Here is a 25,408-nt window from a genome sequence, read left to right as displayed (position 1 = left end):
AAAAATTACTGCGCAGCAGCTTTTTTAATAGCAGCAACGGCTGCTTTAAGAACACCTAAACCATCGACTTTACCGTAGAGCGCTGAATCAATAACCTCTACCGGTTTATTAGGCAGCAATTTTTGAATATCTGCCTTCATATACGCAATTTGTGGCCCCAGTAATACGACATCGGCCTGTGGGCCTTTTTCTGCGGCAAAGCTTTCTGAGAATGCTTCAATAATTACTGGTACTTCATATTTCTCCGCCTGCGCACGCATTTTGGAGACCAGTAATGAAGTCGACATCCCTGCAGAGCAAAAAAGATAGATATGTTTCTTTTCCATTCACGCTTCCTCAACTTATCGAATCTGCCATCATCGGGCTTCGTTCCATCCGCCCATGAACCCATTTCAACATCAGATGTTTCACTTTTGTTTATGAGTTGAGTATACGGTATCTCTTTAGACCAGGATAATTCCTCCTCATCCAAAATTGTCTCTCATTGACCTCGCCTTATGATTCCCTTCACACTTTGGTCAAAATAATTCGCGCAATTAAATAAGCATCAGAAACCACAAAAAAGCCCGACGGGTTCGTCGGGCTTACGTAGTGCTCAGGAAAATGAACGATTACTGTTTAGCGGACTGCGGGTCGGTGTCGTACTCGGCACAGGTCTGGTAACCAGAGTTCATGACATGGCCCGTATCATCGAGGGCTACGAAGTAAGTCTCAGTTTTACCATCACGTTGACCCAAAATGTAGGTCTGACAGGTACCGCGCGCATGAATCATGCTCACTTCAGAAGACGGCTTACCTGCAATCTGCGCAACCTGGCTGCGCGACATACCTTTCTTAACATCTTTTACCACCGGCTGGGTGAACTGATCTTTGGTGCGATCGTAAGTCGTACACCCGGCTAGCATGGTCAGAGCGGCTGCTGCACCCAGAAATCCTGTAACGTACTTGTTCATAAAACATCCTCTTTGTTGTTTTGTGTAGTTTAAGCCTGGAATAAAGGATCTTATTTTTCAACCTTACGCTGAAAATCGGATGGTTTTAAGAACATTCTGCTGACAAAAAAGTAAGTCGCTGAATTGCGCTAATTTACGTCACTCAGCGCGCCACGCCTTGTCGTTTCAGCCTCAAAGAGGTAGCTTTAAGGTCTTGTTCTGATGGGTATCGGCAACATCTTTTGGAGGGGTAAATGAGTTTACAGCAGGAAATCATCCAGGCGCTTGGCGTGAAACCACAGATTGACGTGCAACAGGAGATCCGCCGCAGCGTCGATTTCCTGAAATCGTATCTGCAAACCTATCCGTTTATTAAATCACTGGTATTAGGCATCAGCGGCGGCCAGGACTCCACCCTCGCCGGGAAACTGTGCCAGCAGGCCATCAGTGAACTGCGTAAAGAACGTGGTGATAACGAGTTGCAATTTATCGCTGTGCGTCTGCCATTCGGCGTACAGGCCGATGAGCAGGATTGCCAGGATGCTATCGCCTTTATTCAACCGGATCGCGTACTGACCGTTAATATTAAAGGCGCAGTCCTCGCCAGCGAAGAGGCCCTGCGCGAAGCGGGAATTGAACTGAGCGACTTCGTTCGCGGCAACGAAAAAGCACGTGAACGCATGAAGGCCCAGTACAGCATCGCCGGGATGACCAAAGGTGTGGTGGTTGGCACCGACCATGCGGCGGAAGCCGTGACGGGCTTCTTCACCAAGTACGGCGACGGCGGTACCGACATTAACCCGATTTTCCGTCTGAATAAGCGTCAGGGAAAACAGCTGCTGGCCGCGCTGGGCTGCCCGGAGCATCTGTATCTGAAAGCGCCAACGGCGGATCTGGAAGACGATCGCCCTTCTCTGCCCGACGAAGTGGCGCTGGGTGTGACTTATGAAAACATCGACGACTATCTGGAAGGCAAAACCGTCGCGCCTGAGCTGGCGAAGATCATCGAAGGCTGGTACGTGAAGACGGAGCATAAACGCCGCCCGCCGATTACGGTGTTTGACGATTTCTGGAAAAAGTAACTTTCCCGCCCCGGTGTCATGCCGGGGCGTTTTTTACCAACCTCCTCCCCCACCGCCGCCAGAACCGCCGCCGGATGAACCTCCGCCAGATGAGCCTGAACCGCTTGAGCCCGATGATGATCCGGAATCACCACTGGCGCTCGGCGTTGCGCTTGAGGATGAATGACAGCACCTATTAAAGTCGCTGATGGTGTTCCAGTCCGCGAGGCTGTATACGCCCGGCACGGCGCTTGTGTGGGCCAGATGCCGGGCAAAAGTGTTTGCCCAGGTTTTGCCAACACCTAAAGCCAGCGCAATCGGCAGCAAACTTTCAAAATGCGTGAGCAGTTGATCGGGTGGAAAAAGCGTCTCATAGCGATGTTTCTCCGCCGCGCTGAGATAGCGTTTCAGGCCTTTGGCAATCGCCAGCTCGTTAAGTCCACGCTGGGTGTAGCGCGGTGCGCGCCAGGCAAAAACTAAACACATCAGCGCGGCCAGCGAAACCGCACCAAAGTAGCCGGCGGGAATGGGCATCGTTACCAGTACATTGAAAAAAAGACTTCCAAACCCTATCAGAAAAGGAGAGACCATCAGGCAAACCATTATTCCGATCCTGCGCCGCGCTCCTGGGCGACAGAGGGAGGATAGCGTAAAACAGGCCAGCGCAATGCCTACCCCCACCACAATGACTATAGGTAACGTCAGGGCCGCAACCTTACCGCCAGACGTGATGCCACACAGTAAAGGTATGAGCATCGCAAGCCAGATCCCCCTCCAAAGCGCTTTACCCCATTTAAAAAACAGTTTCTCTTCAAGATCGCGGTAACGTTTCTCTGTCGCGTTTCGCGCCTGCTGCATTCGCTCCTGATGCGGCACGCTAATGTTGAGACTTTTTCGTTTACCACGAAATAAGGCACTCAGCAGGCTACGGTCATCGGCATTCAGCAGCTTCCTGCCGTCATCTGCTAAGCGGGTTAAAGAGAAATCATTTTTACCTGTTTTCCCCCACACACTGGGAATGTTGTTTTCCCGGACCGTCAGCGTAACGGCGCGTTTTCCCACTAAATCCAGCACATCGCTGCTAAAAACCACGTCATCATAAGCGCGCTGGCACAGAAAACGCAGATAACCCGCCGTCATCTTTGCCGGATGTTCATACAGAGGCACCACCGCGGGCATTTTCAGGCCAGCGGCAGAGACATTCTTCCAGCTCCACCACAAGAAATAGCTCGCCAGCAACAGCAACGGTAGCCATAACACCCACGTTTTGCTGTCGGGCAGCAGCAAATGCACCCACGGAAAAAATGCTTCTGGATCGGGCGCATTCGCCAGCACCGAGCGTGGCCAGGTGTAAGCCACCGTTAACCCTTCGCCTTCTGCCAGTGGCTTACTGGTCACTACACTACCATCACCCAGGATGGTCGCGGCGTGACCTTTCGCACCATGCCTGCCGGTATACACATCGATGCTGCGTAACCGGGTATCTCGCCCGTCCTGGTTGAGGTTTGGCGCAGCATCTGGCAATTGCAGATGAAAACTGACGTGGCTAATCGGCCAGGCCCAGTCATTGCCGGTGACGTTCCAGTAGAGCTCATCCCATTCCCGGAAGCGGCTGAAGTGATTTTTGATTCGATAATGGATTGTGTAGTGATGGATAGCAGAGCGCAGAATCTGATCGTCCCGACCAATTCGCAGCGTTAACGTGCGGGCCGTACGATCCGCGGAATAAGGTTCTATCATACCATCGCGTGTTACAGAGGTTATCTGATAATCAACGTAAAACGCTTTGCCGTCGGCACGCCACCATGCCAACGGGAGCGTGCGAAAAATGCCGCGTCGGATAGTTTGCCCAAGAGCAACCACCGCAATTTTCTCTTCAACATCCATGCTGCCATCGGCGTTGAAGCTCGCGTGTGAATCAAAATCAGCAATGTGCTCATACATTTCATTTGGCGTAATGCTGTCACTGGCATAGCCGAGAGGGATGCTGGCACAAAGCAAAAAAAGCAAACCAATCATCTTGTCCATACCCAGAGTTCCCGATGTTCCGTATCCTTATGGAAACATCGTACTCCTGCCGAACACGCGAGACGAGGTGAGCCGCCCTGTTTCAGAATCTATAAAGAAAAACCGCCGGACTTGCCCACAGCTTCTGAGAGCGTATGAGCAGGTCCGGCGGTCTTAAGTCAGTGCGCTGAGTTATTCAGCAGGTACCGGCATTTTACCTTCTGGCGCGTGACGTTCTGTCAGACGCTTCTCAAAATTAGCATTAAACTGTTTTTTCTGTTCCGGCGTTAAAATGTTGTAGATCTTGTTCTGGGTTTCCATGTGAGACAGCATCATCTCTTTACGCTGGGTATCCATTTTGTCGATCTGCGCCTGTGCTTTCGCTTTGTCGAAGCTGTCGCTGGCGATCAGGTCGTGCATCGCACGGCGGTTGTCCTGCATTTTGTCGTGTTCCGCTTTCTTGATGTCGCGGATCTGTTGTTTCTGTGCATCGGTCAGATTCAGCCCCTGGAACATCATCATTTCATGATGACGCGGACCCGGTTTGCCTTTGTGGTGATGCATCATGGTTTTGCCATCCGGCTGTGCGGCTGGCGTCGTAGAGGTATCGGCAGCGTGTGCCAGGTTAGCCGCGCCCAGAGCCAGAGTAGAGGCAACAAACAGTGCAGTCATCTTTTTCATCATTAATTCCTTACTTTGAAGTTCTTCTATAACGGCGCGTTGCCGTGTTGACGAGATTAACTTTACGGGGTTTATCGTCAATTAATCAGAGTGTGCGTAAAACAATGAAAGTGTAAAAAACAATTTTACGCCAATTGTGAAGGAATTAAGGAAAAACAATGGAGAGTTGCAACAAGAATAAACAACGCACTGATTACGAAGGGAATATGGAGAAGTATAAAACAGCACTGCCGATTAATAAAGCAATTTGATAGGAATAATCCGTATTAAATAGACAAGCAAAAAAATAATACCGCTGCGTTACCTCAGCGGTATCGGCATATTAACCGCAGCGCTCCAGCATGAGCCCCGCCCGCAGCCCTAACGCCACATCAGGGTTTGGAAACAGCACGTATTCACAGGGTCTCTCCACCACGTAACGCGTATCACCATCTTCCGCAAGCAGTGTCCCCCGCGCAAACGGGGTAAAGTTCAGCGTCTGAGCCGACATATAGAGGTGAAACGCCTCACTGCGCCGGGTAATTTGCTGCACAACACGATAACGAAGCGGCGTATCTGATGAACCGCCGCCCCACTCGCCTGCCAGTAAATATCCCAGTTGCTGCTGCGTGAGTGCAAAACGGGAGAGATCATTGTGACCAAACGGTAGCGCCTTCCCCAGTTCCAGCGTACAGGCAAGTGCCGCAAAGCGTTCACAGCTGTAGTGCGTGAAGGTACCGCCAGGCGTTTGATGAAACACCAGCGCCTGCAAGCCTGCGCGCCCAAGCCAGTTCAGGAAATTGTCATCCCACGGCGCATCACGCGCAGGCAGCACGCCAAAACGCAAATGATGCGAGCCGCGAATCGCCGTATGCAGATCGAGATGCCAGCGCAAGCTGTCGGCAGGCTGGGCGTGGTAAAACGCCGTCATCGCCTGTTCAAGCTCCGCGACTCTGGCCGTCTCATCGGAAGGCGAGAACTGCTGCCAGCGCTCACCAAACATGCGGTTCATATCGCTGTGAATATAACGCCGGTTATTTCGCAGCGCGGGCGGATTGCCCAGAATCACCAGCAGCCGCCAGCGCAAAACAACACTTCCCGCCAACAGCCCGGCAAGCAGCGCATCAACCATTTCTACCGGCGCGGTTTCGTTACCATGAATCCCTGCTGAAAGCACCAGCGCGCGGCGACACGGCTGATAAGGCGTCAGTTCAAGAATTCCCGCCCCACGCCAGCGCCAGTAAAATGATGGCCCTTCGCCCTGTACTGTCTCTGGCTGCGTTCCCGCCAGCGTTAGGGATAAAAAATGGTGCATGGCGGCTCCTTATTGCTGGAAGTCATAGACCGATCCCAGTTGCAGAATTTGTGTCAAACGATCGAGCGCTTCGCGTCCTTCCCGTAACAGCTGCGGGTCAGCGAGGTCAGACTGCGTCAGACGATCGCGGTAGTAACGGTCAACCCAGTCATTGAGCGTGGCAAACAGCGTGTCATTCATCAACACCGACGGATTCACCGCGCGATACTCCGCGTCAGTCAGCACCACGCGCAGGCGCAAGCAGGCCGGGCCGCCGCCGTTGGCCATACTTTCTCGCAAATCAAAAACCTTCAGCTCGTTAATCGGGTTATCCCGCTCCAGCAATTCGTTCAGATAGCGCCAGACGCGCGGATTTGTCTCGCATTCCGCCGGGAGCACCAACAACATACTGCCATCCGGTTTCGACAACAGCTGGCTGTTAAACAGGTAAGTGGCAACCGCGTCCGCGACCGTCACGCGCGCTGTCGGGACTTCAATGGGCACAAAGCCGGGGACCCGGCGAGCCAGTTCCGTCATTAGCGCGGGCTGATTAACAAACGCCTGCTGATGGCAAAACAGCACCTGTCGGTTGCTCACGGCGATAACATCATTATGGAAGACGCCCTGATCGATAACCGCCGGGTTTTGCTGTGCGAACAGCAACTGATTGGGATTGACCTGATTCAGACGCGCCACCGCTTCACTGGCCGCGAGAGTCTGACGCGCCGGATACCGCTGAGGCTGTGTCTCCTGCCGCTCGTCGCGACCATAGACAAACAGTTGCAGACCCGGCTGACCGTAGTCACCGCCTAACCGGTTATGGTTTGCCGCACCCTCATCGCCAAACATCGCCACCTGGGGAAGCGCACGATGCACCGCAAAACGGCGTTCATCCGCGAAAATGGCCCGCAGCAGCGCTTCGGTGATCGGTGCTTCCGTCGCGCGATGGAATTTATTGTTCAGGTTGGCCACGGTAAGGTGTACACGTCCATCCAGCGTATCCGCCGAGGGCGCCACCGTTGCCGCATTCGCTACCCACATCGACGATGCGGAACTTACCGCGCTCAGCAATTGAGGGGCCTGCGCGGCAACTTTCGCCACCACCTGCTCATCGCTGCCGTCAAACCCCAACTGGCGCAACACGCTGACGTTGGGGCGCGCCTGCGGAGGAATGATCCCCTGCTTAAATCCCGCATCCGCCAGCGCTTTCATTTTCAGCAGACCCTGCTTCGCTGCGCGCTGAGGGTTCGATACCTGAAACTGATTGCGCGTCGAGGCTTCATTGCCAAAAGATAAACCGGCGTAATGGTGCGTCAGGCCTGGCAGGCCATCAAAATTGACCTCCCAGGCGTTCATGACGCACTCTCCTGGCTAAAATCAAGCCCAGGGCTCAGGCTCTGCGGTAGCGCAATCGTCGGTGATTCCAGGCTTACCATTGGCCAGGCGCAGTAATCTGCGGCGTACCATGCTCCCGGACGATGATTCCCCGAGGCCCCCGCGCCGCCAAACGGTGCGGTGCTTGCGGCACCGGTGAGGGGTTTATTCCAGTTCAGTATCCCGGCGCGCGCTTCCAGCAACAGGCGGTCGAATTTTTCTCTATCGGGCGAAATTAACCCGCTTGCCAGTCCGTAGCGGGTATTGTTGGCAAGAGCGATCGCTTCATCAAAATCGTCATAGCGCCACACGCACAGCAACGGGCCAAAGACCTCTTCATCGGGCACTTCACTCACTTCCGTGAGGTCGACAATCCCGGGCGTAAGCAGCGAGGTGCCGCTTTGCAATACACGCGGTTCGAGCAACGTGACTCCGCCGTTAGCGACATGCTGCAACCACGCCTGATGCACCAGCTGCGCGGCCTGCGGTGAAATTAAGCCGCCCATAAAGGGCTGCGGCTCAGCATCCCATGCACCGGGAATAATACGTTGTGCAACAGTCACCAGCCGGCGTAAAAACGCATCGCCACGATCGCCGCGACTCACCAGCAGACGTCGTGCACAGGTACAACGCTGCCCGGCGGTAATAAAGGCCGACTGAATCGTCAGATGTACCGCCGCATCAATATCCTCCGGCTCATCAACAATTAATGGGTTATTGCCGCCCATTTCAAGGGCAAGAATTTTCTGCGGCTGCCCCGCCAGCTGGCGATGCAGCTGAAAGCCGGTGTGGGAGCTGCCGGTGAAAAGCAGCCCATCAATACCCGGATCGCTGCTTAAGGCTTCCCCGGTTTCTCGTCCACCCTGCACCAGATTCAGCACGCCCGCTGGCAGCCCGGCTTCCTGCCATAATTTCATCACCACTTCGCCACTCAGCGGCGTCTGCTCGCTGGGTTTAAAAACCACCGTATTCCCCGCCAGCAGCGCCGGGACAATATGTCCATTCGGTAAATGGCCGGGGAAGTTATAGGGGCCGAACACCGCCAGCACGCCGTGCGGGCGATGACGCAGCGTCGCCGCGCCGTCCGGCATATCTGTATGTTGCTCGCCGGTGCGGCTGTGGTATGCCCGAACGGAGATAGCGATTTTATTGATCATCGCCGCCACTTCCGTGGCCGCTTCCCAACGCGGCTTCCCCGTTTCACTGGCGATAATCTCGGTCAGCGATGCTTTACGACTTTCAAGCAACTGGGCGAAGGTTTCAGCAATGCGTTGGCGTAATTCGAACGGTTCACCCGCCCAGCCGGGAAACGCCGCGCGGGCGGCAGCGACCGCCTGGGCTACCTGACCGGGATCGGCATCCTGCCCCTGCCAGAGCGACTGCTGGGTGACCGGGTTAGTTTTCTCCCGCGCCTGCCCGAGCCCATCGAGCCATTCCCCACCAATCCATAAACTCATATTTTTTTCTCCTCCGGGCAAAGGCGCACCAGGCGAACGCTATCACCGGCGCGACATTTCAGGGCATCCAGCTGTTGTGCGTTGAGTAACAGCTTGTCGCAATGGGGGTCCGCCGCCACCAGCATGGCGCGGAAGTGTTGGTACTGTTCGTTAGCCACCAGGCAGACGGGTAGCTCACCCGGCGCCGGCTGGCCTTCCGCCACCGTCACCAGCCGGCTTTTGCGAATCGCGCGGATGCGGTCGAGATCGCACTCCAGCGTCGGGCCGCCGTCGAAAATATCGATGTAATCGCGGTAGCGAAAACCTTCTTTTTCCAGCACTTTACGTGCGGGCGCGGTTTGCGGGTGTACCTGGCCAATGACTGCCCGCGCCTCGTCGGACAAAAAATCGGTATAGATCGGATGCTTCGGCATCAGTTCAGCAATAAACGCCTTCTGCCCCGTGCCGCACAGATAATCCGCGCGAGAAAAATCCATAGAGAAAAAGCGTTTTCCCAGCGCATCCCAGAAGGGTGAGTAGCCATGTTCATCAATCACACCGCGCATCTCTGCCACCACTTTCTCGCTGAAGCGATCGCGGAAAGCCGCCATAAACAGAAAACGCGCTTTCGATAACAGATAACCGTTGTTCTCTTTACGCCACTCAGGTTCAAGGAACAGCGAGCAAAGTTCACTACTGCCGGTGTGATCGTTACTTAAAAAGAGGGTTGGCAGCGCGTTGTAAACGTTCAGCTCTTTCGAGGCGTGTACCAGCGTACCGACCCGATAGTTGTACCAGGGATCGTTCAACCCCACCGCCACCTCGATGGCACAAATGCCCACCACGTTGCCGCTTTCACTCTCCTCAAGCACGAAAACGTAACCCTGCTCACTGCGTGGAAGCTCACCCCGCCAGGTGGCCAGCGATCGGGTGATACGTGCCGACAGGGTAGATTCATCGGCTGGGAGCGAAGTCAGCCCGCCACCCGTCTCTCCCGCTAATCGTAGCAGGCCAGGCAGGTCCTCGCGTTCGATCGGACGGATAATCATCATGGAGAGACTCCTGCCAGGAAACGTTCACAGGCGCGTTCAAAACGGTCGAGGCCATGAGTAACCTCTTCTTCTGTGATAATCAGCGCAGGCGCAAAGCGCACGACATTGGCCCCCGCGATCAGCACCATCAGCCCCTCTTCCGCAGCCAGCTGACTGATCTGTTTCGCTTTCCCCGCATAAACCGCTTTCAACTCACAGCCAATCAACAACCCCAGTCCCCGTATCTCGTTAAACAGGCTGTAACGGGCATTAATCGACAGCAAACGTTCGGTAAACCACTGCTGACGCTGCTTCACGCCGTTGAGTACCTGCGGAGTATTAATGATGGAAAAGACCGCTCCCGCCACCGCGCTGGCTAAAGGGTTCCCGCCGTAGGTCGTCCCGTGGGTGCCCACCGTCATCACGCTGGCGTACGTTTCTTTTGCCAACAATGCGCCCACCGGGAAGCCGCCACCCAGCGCTTTTGCGGTAGTCAGGAGATCGGGCGTCACGCCGTAGTGCATATAAGCGTACAGCTCGCCCGTGCGTCCTACGCCGGTTTGCACCTCATCAAAAATCAGCAATGCATCGTGGCGATCGCACAGTTCGCGCAGGCCGCGTAAAAATGCTGGATCGGCAGGCACCACGCCGCCTTCTCCCTGCATCGGTTCGACGATCACGGCGCAAGTGCCGTCATCAATCAGCGCACTGGCGGAAGCCAGATCGTTATAGACCGCGTGACGAATATCCGGGGGCAGCGGCGCGAAATCCTGTGAATAGGCTGGTTGTCCGCCCGCCGAAACGGTGAACAGCGTGCGGCCATGGAAGGCATTTTTGAACGCGACAATGCCACTTTTATGGCTGCCAAACTTATCGTGCGCGTATTTTCGCGCCAGCTTAAGCGCTGCTTCGTTAGCCTCGGCCCCGGAGTTGCAGAAAAATACCCGGTCGGCAAACGTGGCATCAATCAGCTGCTTTGCCAGACGCAGCGCAGGTTCATTGGTGTAGCCATTGCCCGTATGCCAGAACTTATTTGCCTGTTCGGTGAGCGCCTGAATCATCGCCGGATGCGCATGCCCCAGTGCATTGACCGCAATCCCACCCGCAAAGTCGATATACTCTTTCCCCTGTTGATCCCACAGGCGAGAACCCTCGCCTCGCACCGGAATAAACGGTGCCGGCGCGTAAACCGGCATCATCCACTGATCGAAATCCTGACGGGTAATTGACTGAGACATAGCGACCTCTTCTGGTAAATGAAAGGTTTCATTTATGTTAATAAATATAAGTGTTTGCGCTGTAAATGTAGGTTGCACGGTTCGTGCCAGCCAGCGCTAAAAATGCATAGCCAGAAGATGGGTATGTAATATCAATGAGTTATGAATAACCGCTATTCATTAAACTTGCATAAATAGTGAATAAAATGCATTCAATCGATGATTCCAGAGATATCATTCGCACGATTATGCATTAATAAAATATAATTCTGGAATTGTGATCCGATACGAAATTTATCGTAGTTTTATGCGCCATTTGGGGGCCAGACGCGTCAATGTGGTGCAGATTTTGCTCTATTACGCTGCGGACTATGGGGTGATCTGACAGCAAAAGAAAAGAATTGGGTGCATTGAATGCTAAACCCAGCCATCCGAAACGCGGGGATGGCTCCCCGCGCGTCAGGCTACTTCTTCGGTTCGTAAGCGAGAATGGCCTTAAACTCCATACCACGCTCCCGGATACTCAGCTCACATAACGAGTCTCGTACCATCAGCGTGAATCCCAGTGCCGTTAGGCATAGCACTATGATTGCCACAAGGGCGTATTTCGTCAGCATGTCTTGCCTCCATGCAAAGAAGAGACTAACATCCGAATGTTTGGGTTCGGAAGCTAGCCTCAGGTTGATTTTAAACATCTTCCTGGGGCTTTCGTCCTTCTGAACCTCATCGATTGCCTGAAGCCAGAAAGCCTCAAGCACCCACGCGAATTCTCTGCTCATCCCCTGACAAAATCGACCTGCTTTTCGGCTTTTTGACGACCAATTGCCGGTTCCTCGTAGCGCCTCGCAAATTCTGACGAATCGTTCACGTTCGCCACCATTTCTGATACCATTCCGTTACAATTCACCTTGCAAAGTGGCAGCGACTATGAAATTTGTCTCTTTTAATATCAACGGCCTGCGCGCACGCCCTCATCAACTGGAAGCCATCGTTGAGAAGCATCAACCTGATGTCATCGGCTTGCAGGAGACAAAAGTTCACGACGATATGTTCCCTCTCGAAGAGGTGGCAAAGCTCGGTTACAACATTTTCTATCACGGGCAGAAAGGTCATTATGGCGTTGCCCTGCTGACCAAAGCCACGCCTGTTGCCGTGCGCCGTGGTTTTCCCAACGATAACGAAGAAGCACAGCGTCGTCTGATCATCGCCGAAATCCCGTCGCCGCTGGGGAATGTCACCGTCATCAACGGTTACTTCCCGCAGGGCGAAAGCCGCGATCACGAAACCAAATTCCCGGCGAAAGCGAAGTTTTATCAGGACCTTCAGGATTACCTGGAGAACGAGCTGAAAAGTACCAACCCGGTGCTGATTATGGGCGATATGAATATCAGCCCGACGGACCTGGACATTGGTATCGGCGAAGAGAATCGTAAGCGCTGGCTGCGTACCGGCAAATGCTCCTTCCTGCCGGAAGAACGCGAGTGGATGGGACGTCTGCTGAACTGGGGCCTGGTCGATACGTTCCGCCATGCCAACCCGGAAACCAACGATCGCTTCTCGTGGTTCGATTATCGTTCTAAAGGCTTTGACGATAATCGTGGTCTGCGCATTGACCTGCTGTTGGCGAGCCCGCCGCTGGCGGAGCGCTGCATTGAAACAGGGATTGATTACGAAATCCGCAGCATGGAAAAACCCTCTGACCACGCGCCAATCTGGGCAACATTCAAAGAATAATCCCTTCATACACTCCTGGCTGGCGACGGTCAGGAGTCCTCACGACTTTGAGTCAAATCAATAAAATTACAGTTTAAATTTGTTGTAGCGGCGATTTTACTATACCGTCAGCTCAATTTTAAACTGACCGCCTCTTTTACCCACCACCACAACTGGAAAGAGAAAGAATGCCAAAGAAGTCAATCTAACAGCAGAGTATAAATTTGTCCTTGCCTGTCTTCTTTTTGGGCTTGCCGTTCTTTTTATTCATTCATTTGGTCTATTTAATCTCTTTAGCGATCTCCAGCATTTGCAAGAAACTATTCAGCACAGCGGGCTTTGGGGATATGGGATATTTATCTGTCTGTTTGTGATTGCCACGCTGTGCCTCATGCCCGGCAGCCTGCTGGTGATCGCCGGAGGCATTGTTTTTGGCGCTTTCTGGGGGTCTCTGCTTTCATTGATCGCCGCCACCCTCGCCTCCGCGCTCTCTTTCCTGCTAGCCCGTTGCCTTGGGCGGGAATTCTTACTCAAATATATCGGCCACACGCCTGTCTTTCAGGCTATTGAAAAAGGAATCGCCCGCAGTGGAACCGATTTTTTAATCCTGACGCGTCTGATCCCTCTTTTCCCCTATAACATCCAGAATTATGCCTACGGACTGACAGCAATACCTTTTTGGTCATTCACGCTTATTTCAGCACTCACGACACTCCCCGGCATCATCATTTATTCAGTAATGGCTAATGAGCTTGCGACACAGGGTATAAATGGTGCTTTTATTATCAAACTCAGTCTGGCCGGGGTTTTATTATTTATTTTAATACACGTAGCTAAACAGTATGGTCGGTATAAACAAATTGTTCTGCCTGACCGAAAAGCAAAAACACAAGGAGAGAATAATAATGCAACTAAATAAGAGGTTAGGGAAACAAAGCATGGCTGCATTCTGTTTGCTAAGCGCTTTTGCGTTGAGCGGGTGCGATCAAAAACAGTCCGTTGATTCCGCCGAAACAAAACTCGAATATGATGGATTGACGCCGACATCTCCGCTGCGCGTCGATGCACAAGCGCATAGCGTCACGCTGCTGGTTCAGGTGAACGGGCGTTTTTTGACCGACGATACCCGTCACGGTATTGTGTATAAAGAGGGGTCAAACGGGCATAAATCACTCTTCGTTGGCTTCGCCGATCCAAAATCACTCTATGATGCATTAAAGCAGGCCAGCGCTACGCCGGGTGATAATATGACCATGGATAATAAAGAAACAACACACGTCGCGGGCAGTAAACTGGATTTATCCGTTAAATGGGCAAATGCTTCGCAGTCTTACCCTTTTGATGACGTGATAACCGACAGTAACGGTAAGAAGCTTGAGATGCATTTTGGCGGTAATTTACAGGCGGCGGAAGAGAAAAAAACCGGATGTCTGGTTTGTCTTGATAGCTGTCCTGTCGGTATTGTCAGTAACGCTACTTATACCTATGGCGCGGTAGAAAAACGGAATGAAGTTAAATTTGTCGGCAATAGCGCGATATTACCTCCAGATGGCACGCTGGCAACCGTCACATTTAAAGTCGTTGAGTAACGCCTAACCCTTCGCGTTTCAGGTTGTCATTACTACAATCTGAAACGCTGTAAACCCATGTTCTCCGCTATCACGGATATAAAATGCACAGCAAAAAACCGGGAATCGGTTATCTCCGCATTATCCTCATCCTGTTGGCGCTTCTGTGCGTCGCCCTGTGGATAGGGGTTCCGGCGGTCAATACCTTTATTCAGCAAAGTATCAGCGCGTTTGCTTCGTTAGATCAGCACGCGATTGAACGTTTTATCGATTCATATGGCGCGCAGGCGGCAACGGTCTCCTTTTTCCTGATGATACTCCAGGCCATCATTGCCCCCCTACCCGCCTTTCTCATCACGTTCGCTAACGCCTCATTGTTTGGCGCCTTCTGGGGCGCAGTATTGTCCTGGAGCAGCGCCATGGCGGGGGCAACCCTCTGTTTTTACATTGCCAGAATCCTGGGACGCGACATCGTTGAGAAACTGACGGGTAAAACGGTTCTGCAGAGCATGGATACGTTTTTCGCGCGCTATGGACAACATACCATCCTCATTTGCCGCCTGTTGCCCTTTGTCCCTTTCGATCCGATTAGCTATGCTGCAGGTTTGACATCAATTCGCTTTCGTCATTTCTTCCTGGCGACGGCCATCGGCCAACTGCCTGCAACCCTGGTATACTCATGGGCTGGAAGCATGCTGACCGGCGGCACTTTTTGGTTTATTACCGGGCTGTTTACGCTGTTCGCTTTATCTGTAGTCGTTTTTGTTGCTAAAAGCCTTTACCGTGAACGTCAGAAGAGGAACTCCTGATGGCTTTACCGCCTCTGCGCGCGATCCCGCTTATTTTACGTCCCCAGGCCTGGTTGCACCGACGCCATTATGGCCAGGTGCTAAATCCTATTTACTGGTGGGGACGAATTCCCTTTATTTTTTATTTAGTATCTCTGTTTGTCGGCTATCTGGAGCGTAAGCGATCGCCTGTGGACCCGCTTCTACGCTCTCTGGTAAGCGCCCGTATTGCACAACTGTGTCACTGCGCGTTTTGTGTTGATATTACCAATATGAAAATTGCGCAGCGTACGGGCAGTATGGAGAAATTGCTGGCCGTGTCTGAATGGCAGAGCAGTACGCTATTCAGCGAAACAGAAAAGCTGGCGCTGGCCTACGCAGAAGCGGCCAGCCTGACGCCGCCACAGGTCGATGACGACCTGAGAGCAAAGTTATCTGCACACTTCGATGCACAGGCTCTGACTGAACTTACCGCGCTGATTGGATTACAAAACCTTTCTGCACGGTTTAATTCATCAATGGACATTCCTGCACAAGGGCTTTGCCGCTTGCCGGACGAAAGTCACACAACGTCAAAATTATGATTCGCGATTCTGAGAGGTCATTATGCGCGGTATGCGTAAAGGGATAGCGTGCCTGAGTACGTTGCTGCTCTGTTCACAGCTCGCGGTAGCCCAGGATGCACGTTGGCAGGCAATTGAGCAACACGCTAAAGGTCAAACTGTCTGGTTCAATGCCTGGGGCGGAGATAGCGCAGTCAACAACTATCTGGACTGGGTTCGTGACGAGGTTAAGCGCGATTACGCGATAAATCTGCGGATCGTGCACATTGCCGATGCGGCTGATACGGTCAAACGTATTCAGACCGAAGCCAAAGCCGGGCGTACCTCCGGCGGTTCAGTGGATCTGCTATGGGTAAACGGGGAAAACTTTCGCACCCTGAAAGAAGGTGGTCTGCTGCGCACCGGCTGGGCTGAACAATTGCCCAACTGGCAGTATGTCGATACACAAAAACCGGTGCGCGAGGATTTTTCTGTGCCCGTCGAGGGGGCGGAGTCGCCGTGGGGCAGCGCGCAACTGACGTTTATCGCGCGTCGCACGCAGACGCCGCAGCCGCCGCAAACCCCGCAGGCGCTGCTGGATTATGCCCGGCAGCATCCGGGGACAGTAACCTACCCTCGTCCGCCTGATTTCACCGGCACGGCGCTGCTTGAGCAGTTTCTGATTAACCTGACGTCGTATCCTGACGCGCTGAAACACCCTCCGCAGGAAAAGACCTTTGCGCAGGTTACCGCCCCACTCTGGCGCTATCTCGATTCGCTTCATCCCTTGCTGTGGCGTGAGGGGCGCGACTTCCCACCGTCTCCTGCGCGAATGGATAGCATGCTGGCAAACGGTACTTTGCGGTTATCGCTGACGTTTAATCCCATGCATGCTCAGCAAAAAGTGGCCACTCAGGTGCTGCCTGAAGACAGTTACAGTTTTGGATTTCAGGATGGCATGCTTGGAAACGTTCATTTTGTAACCATTCCGGCAAATGCACGCGCCGGTGCGGCGGCGCAGGTGGTCGCAAACTTCCTGCTGTCGCCTGAGGCTCAGCGTCGAAAAGCTGACCCGGCGATATGGGGCGATCCCAGCGTTCTGGCCCCGGAAACGCTACCCGCCGCGCAGCGAGAGGCACTCTCCGCCCATGAGCCTGCCGATCTGCCGCCCGTGCTGGCAGAACCTCATGCCGCATGGGTAAACGCGCTGGAGCAGGAATGGCTACGCCGCTACGGTACACATTAATCGCGTTATGCTGCACCGCAATGCTGCTTGTCTATCTGCCGCTGTTTTCTGCGGCAGGCTTTCTGCGCCCGGCATTGATACCGGAGAACTGGCGTCTGTTGTCTGAGGACCCGCAATTCAGCCAGGCACTCAGCGCCACGCTTATTTCATCGCTCATTGCAGTGGGCGGCGCGCTCGCTCTGACGCTGCTCATTATTGCCGCGCTCTGGCCTTCTCCTGGCTGGCAGCGACTTACAACCCGTTTACCGATACTGCTGGCACTGCCGCACGTCGCCTTCGCCACCGGCGCACTGCTGCTGTTCGCTGAGGGGGGCGTCATTTACCGCTTTCTCCCGGGTTTGCACGCCATCCCGGACCGTTATGGTATTGGGCTGGGGCTGGTACTGGCAGTGAAAGAGAGCGCGTTTCTGCTGTGGGTAAGCTGGGCGGTATTAGGTGAAAAGCGGCTGAGTGAACAGCTTATTGTGCTGCGCAGCCTCGGCTATGGTCGGGGGCAGTGCCTGCGTTATCTGATTCTCCCGGTTCTGCTGCCTGCGCTGGGTATCGCCCTTCTGGCAACCACCGCATGGACTCTCTCGGTTGTCGATGTGGCGATTATTCTCGGGCCAGGAAACCCACCGACGCTTGCCGTGCTGGCCTGGCAATGGCTAAACCAGGGTGACGAAAGCACGCAAATCAAAGGCCAACTGGCCTGTGTGATGCTGCTGGCGCTTTTGGCGGTACTGGCGCTCACCGCCTGCCTGGTGTGGGTTACCGCACGACGCGTTTGCCCCGGCCTGCATGGCCGTCGCCGCCCGCACGCTTCGCCGCTATACGGGACGGTTGCCAGCCAGCTTATCCCCCTGTGCGGCGTGGCCTGCGCGTTGACACTATTGGTGCTGGCCCACGCCGCGCTGCCAGATACACTGACGTTCAGCAACAGTTTCTGGCTGGCCTTGCTGGCGGCATTATTGGGAGCAACACTCTGCCTGCTGTGGCTGGAATGGGGGCCCGCAGCGCTGACACGCTGTCTGTGGTTGCCGCTGATACTGCCCGCCCTGCCATTAGCGGCGGGCCAGTATGAGATGGCATTATATGGCTGGATGGATGGAGAGTTCACCACCGTGCTGTGGGGACATCTTTTGTGGGTTATCCCGTGGATGCTATTTGTGCTGCGCCCGGCGTGGCAGCGCATCGACCCACGGCTGGTGTTGATTGCCCGCACCCTCGGCTGGCACCAGGTACGCATTTTTGCGCAAATCAAATGCCCGTTGATAATCAAACCCTTGCTCTCTGCGCTGGCGATCGGTTTTTCAGTCAGTATCGCGCAATATTTACCCACCCAGTGGCTGGGCGCTGGCCGCGTACCGACGCTTACGACAGAAGCGGTGGCGCTTTCCAGCGGCGGCGCTTCGGCGCAACTTGCCGCTCAGGGGCTCTGGCAGTTGATCATGCCCGTGCTGTTTTTCTCGTTAACGGCCGTCCTGGCCCGACTCATTGGCCACTATCGACGAGGTCTACGCTAATGTTGCAGTTAAACAACGTCACGCTGATGCAGGGTCAACAACCGTTGCTGCGCGATGTCTCCTTTACCGTTCGTCCGGGCGAAATTGTCACGCTAATGGGCCCATCTGGCTGCGGAAAATCGACCCTGTTTTCATGGATGATCGGTGCGCTGCCTTGCGCATTTCAGGCCCACGGCGAGCTATGGCTCAACGACTCGCGCATTGACAAACTTCCAACGGAGCAACGGCGCATCGGTATCCTGTTTCAGGATGCGCTGCTGTTCGATAATCTCAGTGTGGGCCACAATCTCCAGCTGGCGCTGCCCGCCTCGGTGCGAGGAGGCCAGCGTAAAGACGCCGTTCACCACGCGCTGGCGCAGGCCGGGCTGCACGATTTCTATACGCGTGACCCGGCAACCCTTTCCGGAGGCCAGCGCGCACGCGTCGCTTTACTGCGTGCCTTGCTGGCACAGCCCAATGCACTACTGCTAGATGAGCCCTTCAGCCGGCTCGACAGCACATTGCGTGTTTCTTTCCGCCAGTGGGTATTTGACACGCTTATCGAACAAAATATCCCGACAATTCTGGTTACCCACGACCAGGCGGATGCGCCTGAAAATATGCCATGTCTGGATATGATGCGCTGGCACGAAACAGTTTAGTAACGTGATATTTCATCAAGCGAACTGTTCAGGCGCTATAATACTGCGTTAACGCAAAGTATTTGTGAGGTCCGACGTTCAGAATGACGTACCTTTTTCTATTTGTCGGACGATTCGATGAAACGTGTTTCTCAACTGTCTTTGCTGGCCCTCGCGCTTGGACTCTCCACCTCAGTTTTTGCCACTGATATGGCGAAAACATTGAGTTTCTCTCATCTGTTACAACAAAACGGGGTCGCTATCGATACGCGCATGAGCGCGTTTTATAACGGCTGGCCGCAAAGTACTAATGGCCCACAGGGGCATGAACCCATGGCGCTCAACCTGTCGGCAAGCTGGCTATCATCCATGACCGATGAGCAGCTTGCGACCTGGGCGCAGCAGCATAAACTGCAAAAAGAGACCGCCATTGCGCTGTACGGCAACGATAAAGATAACGAGGCCGTCGCGGAACGTTTAGAAAAAATCGGCTACACGCAGATCGTCCGTTTAAGCGACGCCCTGCAACAGCAAAATCGTCTGCAGAAACTCCCCCACTTTGAACAACTGGTGTACCCACAGTGGCTTCACGACCTCCAGAAAAACAAATCTGTAGAGGCCAAACCGACGGGTGACTGGAAAGTATTTGAAGCCGGTTGGGGCGCACCGAAACTTTACTTACTTAGCCACATTCCGGGCGCAGGCTATATCGACACCAACGAAGTGGAAAGTGAGCCGCTGTGGAACAAAGTCTCTGACGAACAGCTGAAAGCGATGCTGGCGAAGCACGGCATCCGCCACGACACCACGGTGATCCTCTACGGACGTGACGTCTATGCCGCCGCGCGTGTTGCGCAGATCATGCTCTACGCCGGCGTAAAAGATGTCCGGCTGCTCGATGGCGGCTGGAAAACCTGGTCTGATTCAGGGCTGCCCGTTGAACGCGGTACCGCGCCTAAAGAAAAATCAGCTCCAGATTTCGGCGTCACTATTCCCGCTCAGCCGCAGTTAATGCTGGATATGGAACAAGCGCGTGGCCTGCTGAATCGCAAAGACGCCTCGCTGGTCAGCATTCGTTCCTGGCCAGAATTTATCGGCACCACCAGCGGTTATAGCTACATTAAGCCAAAAGGCGATATCGCTGGCGCACGCTGGGGCCATGCGGGCAGCGACTCCACGCATATGGAAGATTTCCACAACCCGGACGGCACCATGCGCAGCGCGGATGATATTGCGGAGATGTGGAAGAGCTGGAATATCCTGCCTGAACAGCATGTTGCATTTTACTGCGGTACCGGATGGCGCGCGTCTGAAACCTTTATGTACGCCCGCGCCATGGGTTGGCAAAACGTCGCAGTCTATGACGGCGGCTGGTACGAATGGAGCGCTAACCCGAAAAACCCGGTGGCGACAGGCGATCGCAAACCGGATAGCTCGCTTTAAGGTTTCTCTTCGTGACGCTGACACGCCCTCAGCGTCACATACCCTCCCCACACCCGATTAAACGTCGTCAGCCAGCACAGCGCGCCAAAAACCCACGCCAGCCAGGAAAAGTACGCCGGGAAGAGGCAACAAAGCACAAATAACGCGATAGTTTCACTGCCTTCCGTCAGGCCGCCGAGGTAATAAAACGATTTGTGCGCATAGCCGGGGTTATCGATATTGTATTTCGCTGCCAGCGCGGCAAACGCCAGAAAGCTGCTGCCGGTACCGATAAACGCAAACAGCAGCCACGCGCCCGCAATAGCATTGTTCAACGGATCAGCAAGGACAAAACCAAACGGCACCAGCGCGTAAAAGAGAAAGTCGAGGGCAATATCAAGGAACCCGCCAGCATCCGATAAACCCCGCCGCCTTGCAAGCGCACCATCCAGCCCATCACACAGGCGATTAACCACAATCGCCATTAACGCCGCGCCATACCATCCCAGCGCCAGAAACGGCAAGGCCAGCACGCCGACAGCAAACCCCACCAGCGTGATGCCATCTGGGGTAATCTGAGGACGATCGACGCTTTCAGCAACGCGATTGAGCAAGGGCTTGAGACGCGGGTGTAGATAACGGTCGAACATGTTTTTCCTGTAACAACGCTTTAGCAAACTTCAGGGCAAGGATATTATGGTAATACATTCACTGGATCTTTGACCGTTATGCTGAAAACCATCGATGTTGTTGCTGCCATTATTGAACAAAATGGACAAATTTTACTTGCCCAACGCCCGTCCCACGCCGATCAGGCGGGATTATGGGAGTTTGCCGGGGGGAAAGTCGAGCAAGGCGAGAGCCAGCCGGAAGCGCTGATCCGCGAGTTACGTGAAGAATTAGGTATTGAAGCGCAGCCCACTCGCTACATCGCCAGTCATCAACGGGAAGTCTCCGGGCGAATCATTCACCTGCACGCCTGGCACGTCCCGGTTTATGCTGGCGAAATTGTCGCCCACGAACATAGTGCGTTGACGTGGTGTTCCCCTGAACTAGCGCTCAGCTATCCACTTGCTCCCGCCGATATTCCCCTGTTACAGGCATTTATGGCTTCACGCGATGCCAGATAAGCGGGTTGGTACTGATGGTTTTCTCATCGCGCTGACACTGTAGCAAACCGCCGTCCGTATTAATCACCGCGCCTTCGGAATAATATTCATTTTGATAGACGCAACACTGGCTACAGTTTTGTACCTGTTGCCCCTGAGTACTAAAGACTTCCGGCGGCACATTGACTTCGACCTGCGGGCGCGCGAATGCCGCCCCCGCCATTACCACCAGTAACCCTGTCAGCCAGTGCGTTTTCATCGTCGAGCTCCTGTTATCTGCTTCTGTGTATCTTTATATCGACCCATTTGCTCACTTCCTTAAGTGTAAACGCCTATCGGTTTTTATTATGACCCACCGCTGCGTATTAATTTTCCTTTCGGGCTCAATTTTGCTTGTCAAAAGTTAGCAACGTAATGATATAGTCAAAAAAAATCACGACGTTAAAACATAAATCACAACAAGCACATACATCATTAACTATAAGAGGAACTTATACTTATGGATCAGGTTGGCTCTCTGGAAAACTTCCTTGCCCACGTTCAGCAACGCGACCCACACCAGACAGAATTCTCTCAGGCCGTACGCGAAGTCATGACCACCCTATGGCCATTTCTGGAACAGAACCCGCAATATCGTCGCCTCTCGCTGCTCGAAAGGCTGGTTGAACCAGAGCGCGTGATCCAGTTCCGCGTAGTATGGGTGGACGATCGCAATCAGGTACAGGTGAACCGCGCATGGCGCGTACAGTTCAGTTCGGCGATTGGGCCGTTCAAGGGCGGGATGCGTTTCCACCCTTCCGTAAACCTGTCGATTCTGAAATTCCTCGGCTTCGAGCAAACCTTCAAAAACGCGCTGACCACGCTACCTATGGGTGGCGGCAAAGGCGGCAGCGATTTTGACCCGAAAGGCAAAAGCGAAGGCGAAGTCATGCGCTTCTGTCAGGCGCTGATGACTGAACTCTATCGTCATCTTGGCGCAGACACCGACGTCCCGGCGGGCGATATCGGCGTGGGCGGTCGCGAAGTCGGTTTCATGGCTGGCATGATGAAAAAACTTTCCAACAACACCGCCTGCGTGTTTACCGGTAAAGGGCTTTCGTTCGGCGGCAGCCTGATTCGTCCAGAAGCTACCGGTTACGGTCTGGTTTACTTCACCGAAGCGATGCTCAAGCGTCATGGTCTGAGCTTTGAAGGCATGCGCGTTTCTGTTTCCGGCTCCGGTAACGTGGCGCAATACGCGATTGAAAAAGCAATGGAATTTGGCGCTCGCGTCGTCACCGCATCCGACTCCAGCGGCACCGTGGTGGACGAAAGCGGCTTTACCAAAGAAAAACTGGCGCGTCTGATTGAAATCAAAGCCAGTCGTGACGGTCGCGTGGCCGATTACGCGCGTGAGTTTGGTCTGGTCTATCTGGAAGGCCAGCAGCCGTGGTCTGTGCCGGTTGATATCGCCCTGCCGTGCGCCACGCAGAATGAGCTGGATACCGATGCCGCTCGCGTGCTGGTTGCTAACGGCGTCAAAGCCGTAGCCGAAGGTGCGAATATGCCAACCACCATCGAAGCCACCGAACTGTTCCTCGAAGCGGGCGTACTATTCGCACCGGGTAAAGCGGCGAACGCGGGCGGTGTCGCCACCTCCGGCCTGGAGATGGCGCAAAACGCCGCGCGTATGGGCTGGAAAGCCGAGAAAGTCGATGCGCGTCTGCACCACATCATGCTGGATATTCACCATGCCTGCGTTGAGCACGGCGGCGAAAGCAAGCAAACCAACTATGTGCGCGGCGCTAACATTGCAGGCTTCGTTAAAGTTGCCGACGCGATGCTGTCACAGGGTGTGATTTAAGCAGAGGCGTGCAATTGCCTGATGGCGCTGCGCTTATCAGGCCTACGGACGGGTGCCATTCATTGAAAACGGCATCCTCCGCTTACGCTATCGCCCCACTGCCCGCTTCATCCGATGGCGGGCTTTTTTTCGCGCTACGTTTACGCGGGGCACTCTTTTTCTTATCGCCGCCGCTGCCCGGGGCGACAATGCCACGAAAACGTCTGACCGGCGTGCTGCGAGCCTGGTCAATCAGTTGATATAACGTGCCCACCAGCGGCTGCATAAAGTCCTGATAGCGGCACTGTTTTTCGCTGATTTGCGTCAGAATCGACTCCCAGTGCGCCGTCATATCCGGCCGTGTCGCCATTTCCGGCAGCGAGTGGAACAGCGCTTTACCCGCGTCAGTCGAGTGAATATAGCGCCCTTTTTTGGTCAGGAAGCCGCGTTTGAACAGCAGTTCGATAATCCCTGCGCGCGTCGCTTCCGTGCCGAGGCCATCTGTTGCACGCAGGATCTTTTTCAGATCTTTGTCCTGCACAAAACGCGCGATACCGGTCATAGCAGAAAGCAGCGTTGCGTCGGTGAAGTGGCGCGGCGGCTGGGTTTGCCGTTCCACCACTTCACCTTTTTCGCACAGCAGTTCATCGCTTTTGGCAACCACCGGCAACGGCGTACCGTCGTTTTCTTCATCGCGTTCTTTCCCGCCGAGCAGCGTGCGCCAGCCTGCTTCAGCAAGAAAACGCGCCTTAGCGATAAATTTGCCGTTAGCAATATCAAGGTCTATCTGACACTTACGGAAAACCGCGTCCGGGCAGAACTGCATCAGATACTGACGCGCTACCAGGGTGTAGATCTTCGATTCGTTTTCGGTGAGATTGACATTGCTCGACCGCGCAGTAGGGATAATGGCGTGGTGCGCATCAACCTTTTTGTCATCCCAGCAGCGGTTGCGCGTGTCCAGATTCACCACCGGTTGCGGCAAAAGATCCGGCGCGTGAACGCCTATCGCATTCAGCACCGCATGTCGCCCGGCGAAATGCTCTTCGGGCAGATAGCGGCTATCAGAACGCGGATAGGTGATCAGTTTGTGAGTTTCGTAAAGTTTCTGGCAAATATCGAGCACGTTCTGCGCGCTCAGGCCATAACGTTTGGCGGCCTCAATCTGCAAGGCAGAAAGCGAAAACGGCAGCGGGGCCGATTCTGATTCCCGTTTATCGTTATAGGCGGTGACAATCGCCGGCTGACCTTCAATGCGTTTGACCACATGATCGGCCAGCGCGCGGTGCAGCAATCGCCCCTCTTCGTCCTGATACGGCTCGCAGGCTTCGCTCGGCTGCCAGACGGCGGTGAAGCGTTCATCATTTGGCGTTACAATGTGCGCCTTCACTTCGAAGAAATCTTTTGAGACGAAGTTTTCAATCTCTTCATCGCGACGTACTACCAGCCCAAGCACCGGCGTTTGTACCCGACCAACGGAGAGCACGCCGTTATACCCGGCGTTACGCCCTAAAATGGTGTAGGCGCGGGTCATATTGATGCCGTAAAGCCAGTCGGCACGGGCGCGAGCCAGCGCGGAAACACACAGCGGAATGAAGTCATTGTTGGAACGCAGGCGCGTAATCGCCCGTTCCACCGCCTGTGGGTTCAGGTCGTTGATTAAACAGCGTTGAACCTGCTGGCGCTTTTCGGGAGCCAGTGAGAGGTAGTCCAGCACTTCATCCACCAGCAGTTGCCCTTCTCTGTCGGGGTCTCCTGCGTGAATGACTTCACTGGCTTCGTGCAAAAAACGCTTAATGACGTTGAGCTGCTTTGTCACCGACGGACGCGGCTGAAGTTGCCACTTCTCCGGGACTATCGGTAAATCCTGCAAATTCCAGCGCGCATAACGGCTGTCGTACGCGTCCGGCTGCGCCTGTTCGAGTAGATGGCCAATACACCAGGTCACCACCTGACCGTTGCCACATTCGATATAACCGTCGCCCTTTCGATGGGGTTTCGGCAATACATCGGCAATGGCACGCGCCAGGCTCGGTTTTTCCGCAATAAACAGGCGCATCA

Annotated in this window: 25 protein-coding genes; 12 read left to right on the top strand and 13 right to left on the bottom strand. The window is 54.3% G+C overall.

What is annotated here, in order from left to right; genetic code table 11:
- Positions 1 to 5: 5 nt before the first annotated feature.
- The gene (locus AC1MKH_RS10705; RefSeq protein WP_108475646.1) at positions 6 to 326 is read right to left on the bottom strand and encodes a PTS sugar transporter subunit IIB; all 321 of its coding nucleotides are present in this window, start codon (positions 324 to 326) and stop codon (positions 6 to 8) included.
- A gap of 285 nt (positions 327 to 611) precedes the next feature.
- Positions 612 to 953: an osmotically-inducible lipoprotein OsmE gene (osmE, locus tag AC1MKH_RS10700; protein ID WP_276223372.1), complete on the bottom strand. Its 342-nt coding sequence runs from the start codon at positions 951 to 953 to the stop codon at positions 612 to 614.
- 233 nt (positions 954 to 1,186) lie between these two features.
- Here osmE and nadE point away from each other — a divergent pair, with 233 nt between their 5' ends.
- Entirely contained in the window at positions 1,187 to 2,014 is an 828-nt protein-coding gene (nadE, locus tag AC1MKH_RS10695) for an NAD(+) synthase (protein ID WP_276223374.1), read from the top strand.
- 33 nt (positions 2,015 to 2,047) lie between these two features.
- On the opposite strand, the gene AC1MKH_RS10690 is transcribed toward nadE, so the two are convergent.
- The 8 genes from AC1MKH_RS10690 to AC1MKH_RS10655 form a co-directional block, all read right to left on the bottom strand.
- Positions 2,048 to 4,021, bottom strand: coding sequence for a DUF2207 domain-containing protein (locus AC1MKH_RS10690; RefSeq protein WP_276223376.1), 1,974 nt, complete (start codon positions 4,019 to 4,021; stop codon positions 2,048 to 2,050).
- Between the two features lie 171 nt (positions 4,022 to 4,192).
- Positions 4,193 to 4,684 carry an ATP-independent periplasmic protein-refolding chaperone Spy gene (gene spy, locus AC1MKH_RS10685; RefSeq protein WP_188016895.1) on the bottom strand — a complete coding sequence of 164 codons (492 nt, stop codon included), beginning with the start codon at positions 4,682 to 4,684 and terminating at the stop codon, positions 4,193 to 4,195.
- Between the two features lie 319 nt (positions 4,685 to 5,003).
- Positions 5,004 to 5,975, bottom strand: coding sequence for a succinylglutamate desuccinylase (gene astE / locus AC1MKH_RS10680; protein WP_276223378.1), 972 nt, complete (start codon positions 5,973 to 5,975; stop codon positions 5,004 to 5,006).
- Between the two features lie 9 nt (positions 5,976 to 5,984).
- A complete protein-coding gene (gene astB / locus AC1MKH_RS10675) occupies positions 5,985 to 7,310 on the bottom strand; it encodes an N-succinylarginine dihydrolase (RefSeq protein ID WP_276223380.1) in 1,326 nt (441 codons plus the stop codon).
- Positions 7,307 to 8,785, bottom strand: a complete 1,479-nt coding sequence (gene astD / locus AC1MKH_RS10670; protein ID WP_276223383.1) for a succinylglutamate-semialdehyde dehydrogenase — start codon at positions 8,783 to 8,785, stop codon at positions 7,307 to 7,309. The genes astB and astD overlap by 4 nt, the downstream gene beginning before the upstream one ends.
- Entirely contained in the window at positions 8,782 to 9,816 is a 1,035-nt protein-coding gene (astA, locus tag AC1MKH_RS10665; protein ID WP_276223385.1) for an arginine N-succinyltransferase, read from the bottom strand. The genes astD and astA overlap by 4 nt, the downstream gene beginning before the upstream one ends.
- Positions 9,813 to 11,033, bottom strand: coding sequence for a succinylornithine/acetylornithine transaminase (gene astC, locus AC1MKH_RS10660; RefSeq protein WP_276223387.1), 1,221 nt, complete (start codon positions 11,031 to 11,033; stop codon positions 9,813 to 9,815). The genes astA and astC overlap by 4 nt, the downstream gene beginning before the upstream one ends.
- Before the next feature lie 443 nt (positions 11,034 to 11,476).
- Positions 11,477 to 11,629, bottom strand: a complete 153-nt coding sequence (locus AC1MKH_RS10655) for a Hok/Gef family protein (protein ID WP_276223473.1) — start codon at positions 11,627 to 11,629, stop codon at positions 11,477 to 11,479.
- 310 nt (positions 11,630 to 11,939) lie between these two features.
- Here AC1MKH_RS10655 and xthA point away from each other — a divergent pair, with 310 nt between their 5' ends.
- The 9 genes from xthA to AC1MKH_RS10610 all read left to right on the top strand — a co-directional run bounded on the left by xthA (position 11,940) and on the right by AC1MKH_RS10610 (position 20,437).
- The gene (gene xthA / locus AC1MKH_RS10650; protein WP_231827591.1) at positions 11,940 to 12,746 is read left to right on the top strand and encodes an exodeoxyribonuclease III; all 807 of its coding nucleotides are present in this window, start codon (positions 11,940 to 11,942) and stop codon (positions 12,744 to 12,746) included.
- 244 nt (positions 12,747 to 12,990) lie between these two features.
- Complete coding sequence (locus AC1MKH_RS10645) at positions 12,991 to 13,644, top strand: TVP38/TMEM64 family protein (protein WP_276223475.1); 654 nt, start codon at positions 12,991 to 12,993, stop codon at positions 13,642 to 13,644.
- Positions 13,631 to 14,314, top strand: coding sequence for a YdjY domain-containing protein (locus AC1MKH_RS10640; protein WP_276223389.1), 684 nt, complete (start codon positions 13,631 to 13,633; stop codon positions 14,312 to 14,314). Before AC1MKH_RS10645 ends, AC1MKH_RS10640 begins: the two co-directional genes overlap by 14 nt.
- Before the next feature lie 83 nt (positions 14,315 to 14,397).
- Complete coding sequence (locus AC1MKH_RS10635; RefSeq protein WP_327621979.1) at positions 14,398 to 15,102, top strand: TVP38/TMEM64 family protein; 705 nt, start codon at positions 14,398 to 14,400, stop codon at positions 15,100 to 15,102.
- On the top strand, positions 15,102 to 15,665 hold the full coding sequence (locus tag AC1MKH_RS10630) for a carboxymuconolactone decarboxylase family protein (RefSeq protein WP_276223393.1): 564 nt from the start codon (positions 15,102 to 15,104) through the stop codon (positions 15,663 to 15,665). The genes AC1MKH_RS10635 and AC1MKH_RS10630 overlap by 1 nt, the downstream gene beginning before the upstream one ends.
- A gap of 31 nt (positions 15,666 to 15,696) precedes the next feature.
- On the top strand, positions 15,697 to 16,869 hold the full coding sequence (locus AC1MKH_RS10625; RefSeq protein ID WP_442961942.1) for an ABC transporter substrate-binding protein: 1,173 nt from the start codon (positions 15,697 to 15,699) through the stop codon (positions 16,867 to 16,869).
- Positions 16,842 to 18,374 (top strand): ABC transporter permease family protein, encoded by a 1,533-nt coding sequence (locus AC1MKH_RS10620; RefSeq protein ID WP_276223397.1) that lies wholly within the window; start codon positions 16,842 to 16,844, stop codon positions 18,372 to 18,374. Before AC1MKH_RS10625 ends, AC1MKH_RS10620 begins: the two co-directional genes overlap by 28 nt.
- A complete protein-coding gene (locus AC1MKH_RS10615; RefSeq protein WP_276223398.1) occupies positions 18,374 to 19,015 on the top strand; it encodes an ATP-binding cassette domain-containing protein in 642 nt (213 codons plus the stop codon). The genes AC1MKH_RS10620 and AC1MKH_RS10615 overlap by 1 nt, the downstream gene beginning before the upstream one ends.
- A 117-nt stretch (positions 19,016 to 19,132) precedes the next feature.
- Complete coding sequence (locus AC1MKH_RS10610; protein WP_276223401.1) at positions 19,133 to 20,437, top strand: sulfurtransferase; 1,305 nt, start codon at positions 19,133 to 19,135, stop codon at positions 20,435 to 20,437.
- Here AC1MKH_RS10610 and AC1MKH_RS10605 read toward each other — a convergent pair.
- Entirely contained in the window at positions 20,434 to 21,066 is a 633-nt protein-coding gene (locus tag AC1MKH_RS10605; RefSeq protein ID WP_276223403.1) for a CDP-alcohol phosphatidyltransferase family protein, read from the bottom strand. The two genes, AC1MKH_RS10610 and AC1MKH_RS10605, sit on opposite strands and share 4 nt — an antisense overlap.
- Positions 21,067 to 21,144: 78 nt before the next feature.
- Here AC1MKH_RS10605 and AC1MKH_RS10600 point away from each other — a divergent pair, with 78 nt between their 5' ends.
- A complete protein-coding gene (locus AC1MKH_RS10600) occupies positions 21,145 to 21,546 on the top strand; it encodes a pyrimidine (deoxy)nucleoside triphosphate diphosphatase (RefSeq protein WP_276223405.1) in 402 nt (133 codons plus the stop codon).
- Here the strand turns inward: AC1MKH_RS10600 and AC1MKH_RS10595 are convergent.
- Entirely contained in the window at positions 21,521 to 21,784 is a 264-nt protein-coding gene (locus tag AC1MKH_RS10595) for a DUF1496 domain-containing protein (protein WP_276223407.1), read from the bottom strand. The genes AC1MKH_RS10600 and AC1MKH_RS10595 overlap by 26 nt on opposite strands.
- Positions 21,785 to 22,024: 240 nt before the next feature.
- Here AC1MKH_RS10595 and gdhA point away from each other — a divergent pair, with 240 nt between their 5' ends.
- The gene (gdhA, locus tag AC1MKH_RS10590; RefSeq protein ID WP_276223409.1) at positions 22,025 to 23,368 is read left to right on the top strand and encodes an NADP-specific glutamate dehydrogenase; all 1,344 of its coding nucleotides are present in this window, start codon (positions 22,025 to 22,027) and stop codon (positions 23,366 to 23,368) included.
- Between the two features lie 82 nt (positions 23,369 to 23,450).
- On the opposite strand, the gene AC1MKH_RS10585 is transcribed toward gdhA, so the two are convergent.
- Positions 23,451 to 25,406 carry a DNA topoisomerase III gene (locus AC1MKH_RS10585; RefSeq protein WP_276223411.1) on the bottom strand — a complete coding sequence of 652 codons (1,956 nt, stop codon included), beginning with the start codon at positions 25,404 to 25,406 and terminating at the stop codon, positions 23,451 to 23,453.
- Positions 25,407 to 25,408 lie beyond the last annotated feature (2 nt).

The organism is Pseudocitrobacter sp. CD920760 (genome assembly GCF_057782505.1).
The sequence above is the reverse complement of the archived record's forward strand: the minus strand, read 5'-3'. Positions and strand labels throughout refer to the sequence as shown.

Coding starts and splice junctions, on each gene's coding strand:
- AC1MKH_RS10585 (WP_276223411.1), bottom strand. CDS start 25,406: ATGCGCCTGTTTATTGCGGAAAAACCGAGCCTGGCGCGTGCCATTGCC.
- AC1MKH_RS10690 (WP_276223376.1), bottom strand. CDS start 4,021: ATGGACAAGATGATTGGTTTGCTTTTTTTGCTTTGTGCCAGCATCCCT.
- AC1MKH_RS10635 (WP_327621979.1), top strand. CDS start 14,398: ATGCACAGCAAAAAACCGGGAATCGGTTATCTCCGCATTATCCTCATC.
- AC1MKH_RS10640 (WP_276223389.1), top strand. CDS start 13,631: ATGCAACTAAATAAGAGGTTAGGGAAACAAAGCATGGCTGCATTCTGT.
- astA (WP_276223385.1), bottom strand. CDS start 9,816: ATGATGATTATCCGTCCGATCGAACGCGAGGACCTGCCTGGCCTGCTA.
- gdhA (WP_276223409.1), top strand. CDS start 22,025: ATGGATCAGGTTGGCTCTCTGGAAAACTTCCTTGCCCACGTTCAGCAA.
- astC (WP_276223387.1), bottom strand. CDS start 11,033: ATGTCTCAGTCAATTACCCGTCAGGATTTCGATCAGTGGATGATGCCG.
- AC1MKH_RS10655 (WP_276223473.1), bottom strand. CDS start 11,629: ATGCTGACGAAATACGCCCTTGTGGCAATCATAGTGCTATGCCTAACG.
- osmE (WP_276223372.1), bottom strand. CDS start 953: ATGAACAAGTACGTTACAGGATTTCTGGGTGCAGCAGCCGCTCTGACC.
- nadE (WP_276223374.1), top strand. CDS start 1,187: ATGAGTTTACAGCAGGAAATCATCCAGGCGCTTGGCGTGAAACCACAG.
- astB (WP_276223380.1), bottom strand. CDS start 7,310: ATGAACGCCTGGGAGGTCAATTTTGATGGCCTGCCAGGCCTGACGCAC.
- AC1MKH_RS10625 (WP_442961942.1), top strand. CDS start 15,697: ATGCGTAAAGGGATAGCGTGCCTGAGTACGTTGCTGCTCTGTTCACAG.
- AC1MKH_RS10630 (WP_276223393.1), top strand. CDS start 15,102: ATGGCTTTACCGCCTCTGCGCGCGATCCCGCTTATTTTACGTCCCCAG.
- xthA (WP_231827591.1), top strand. CDS start 11,940: ATGAAATTTGTCTCTTTTAATATCAACGGCCTGCGCGCACGCCCTCAT.
- spy (WP_188016895.1), bottom strand. CDS start 4,684: ATGATGAAAAAGATGACTGCACTGTTTGTTGCCTCTACTCTGGCTCTG.
- AC1MKH_RS10605 (WP_276223403.1), bottom strand. CDS start 21,066: ATGTTCGACCGTTATCTACACCCGCGTCTCAAGCCCTTGCTCAATCGC.
- AC1MKH_RS10615 (WP_276223398.1), top strand. CDS start 18,374: ATGTTGCAGTTAAACAACGTCACGCTGATGCAGGGTCAACAACCGTTG.
- AC1MKH_RS10705 (WP_108475646.1), bottom strand. CDS start 326: ATGGAAAAGAAACATATCTATCTTTTTTGCTCTGCAGGGATGTCGACT.
- AC1MKH_RS10610 (WP_276223401.1), top strand. CDS start 19,133: ATGAAACGTGTTTCTCAACTGTCTTTGCTGGCCCTCGCGCTTGGACTC.
- AC1MKH_RS10595 (WP_276223407.1), bottom strand. CDS start 21,784: ATGAAAACGCACTGGCTGACAGGGTTACTGGTGGTAATGGCGGGGGCG.
- astD (WP_276223383.1), bottom strand. CDS start 8,785: ATGAGTTTATGGATTGGTGGGGAATGGCTCGATGGGCTCGGGCAGGCG.
- AC1MKH_RS10600 (WP_276223405.1), top strand. CDS start 21,145: ATGCTGAAAACCATCGATGTTGTTGCTGCCATTATTGAACAAAATGGA.
- AC1MKH_RS10620 (WP_276223397.1), top strand. CDS start 16,842: ATGGCTACGCCGCTACGGTACACATTAATCGCGTTATGCTGCACCGCA.
- astE (WP_276223378.1), bottom strand. CDS start 5,975: ATGCACCATTTTTTATCCCTAACGCTGGCGGGAACGCAGCCAGAGACA.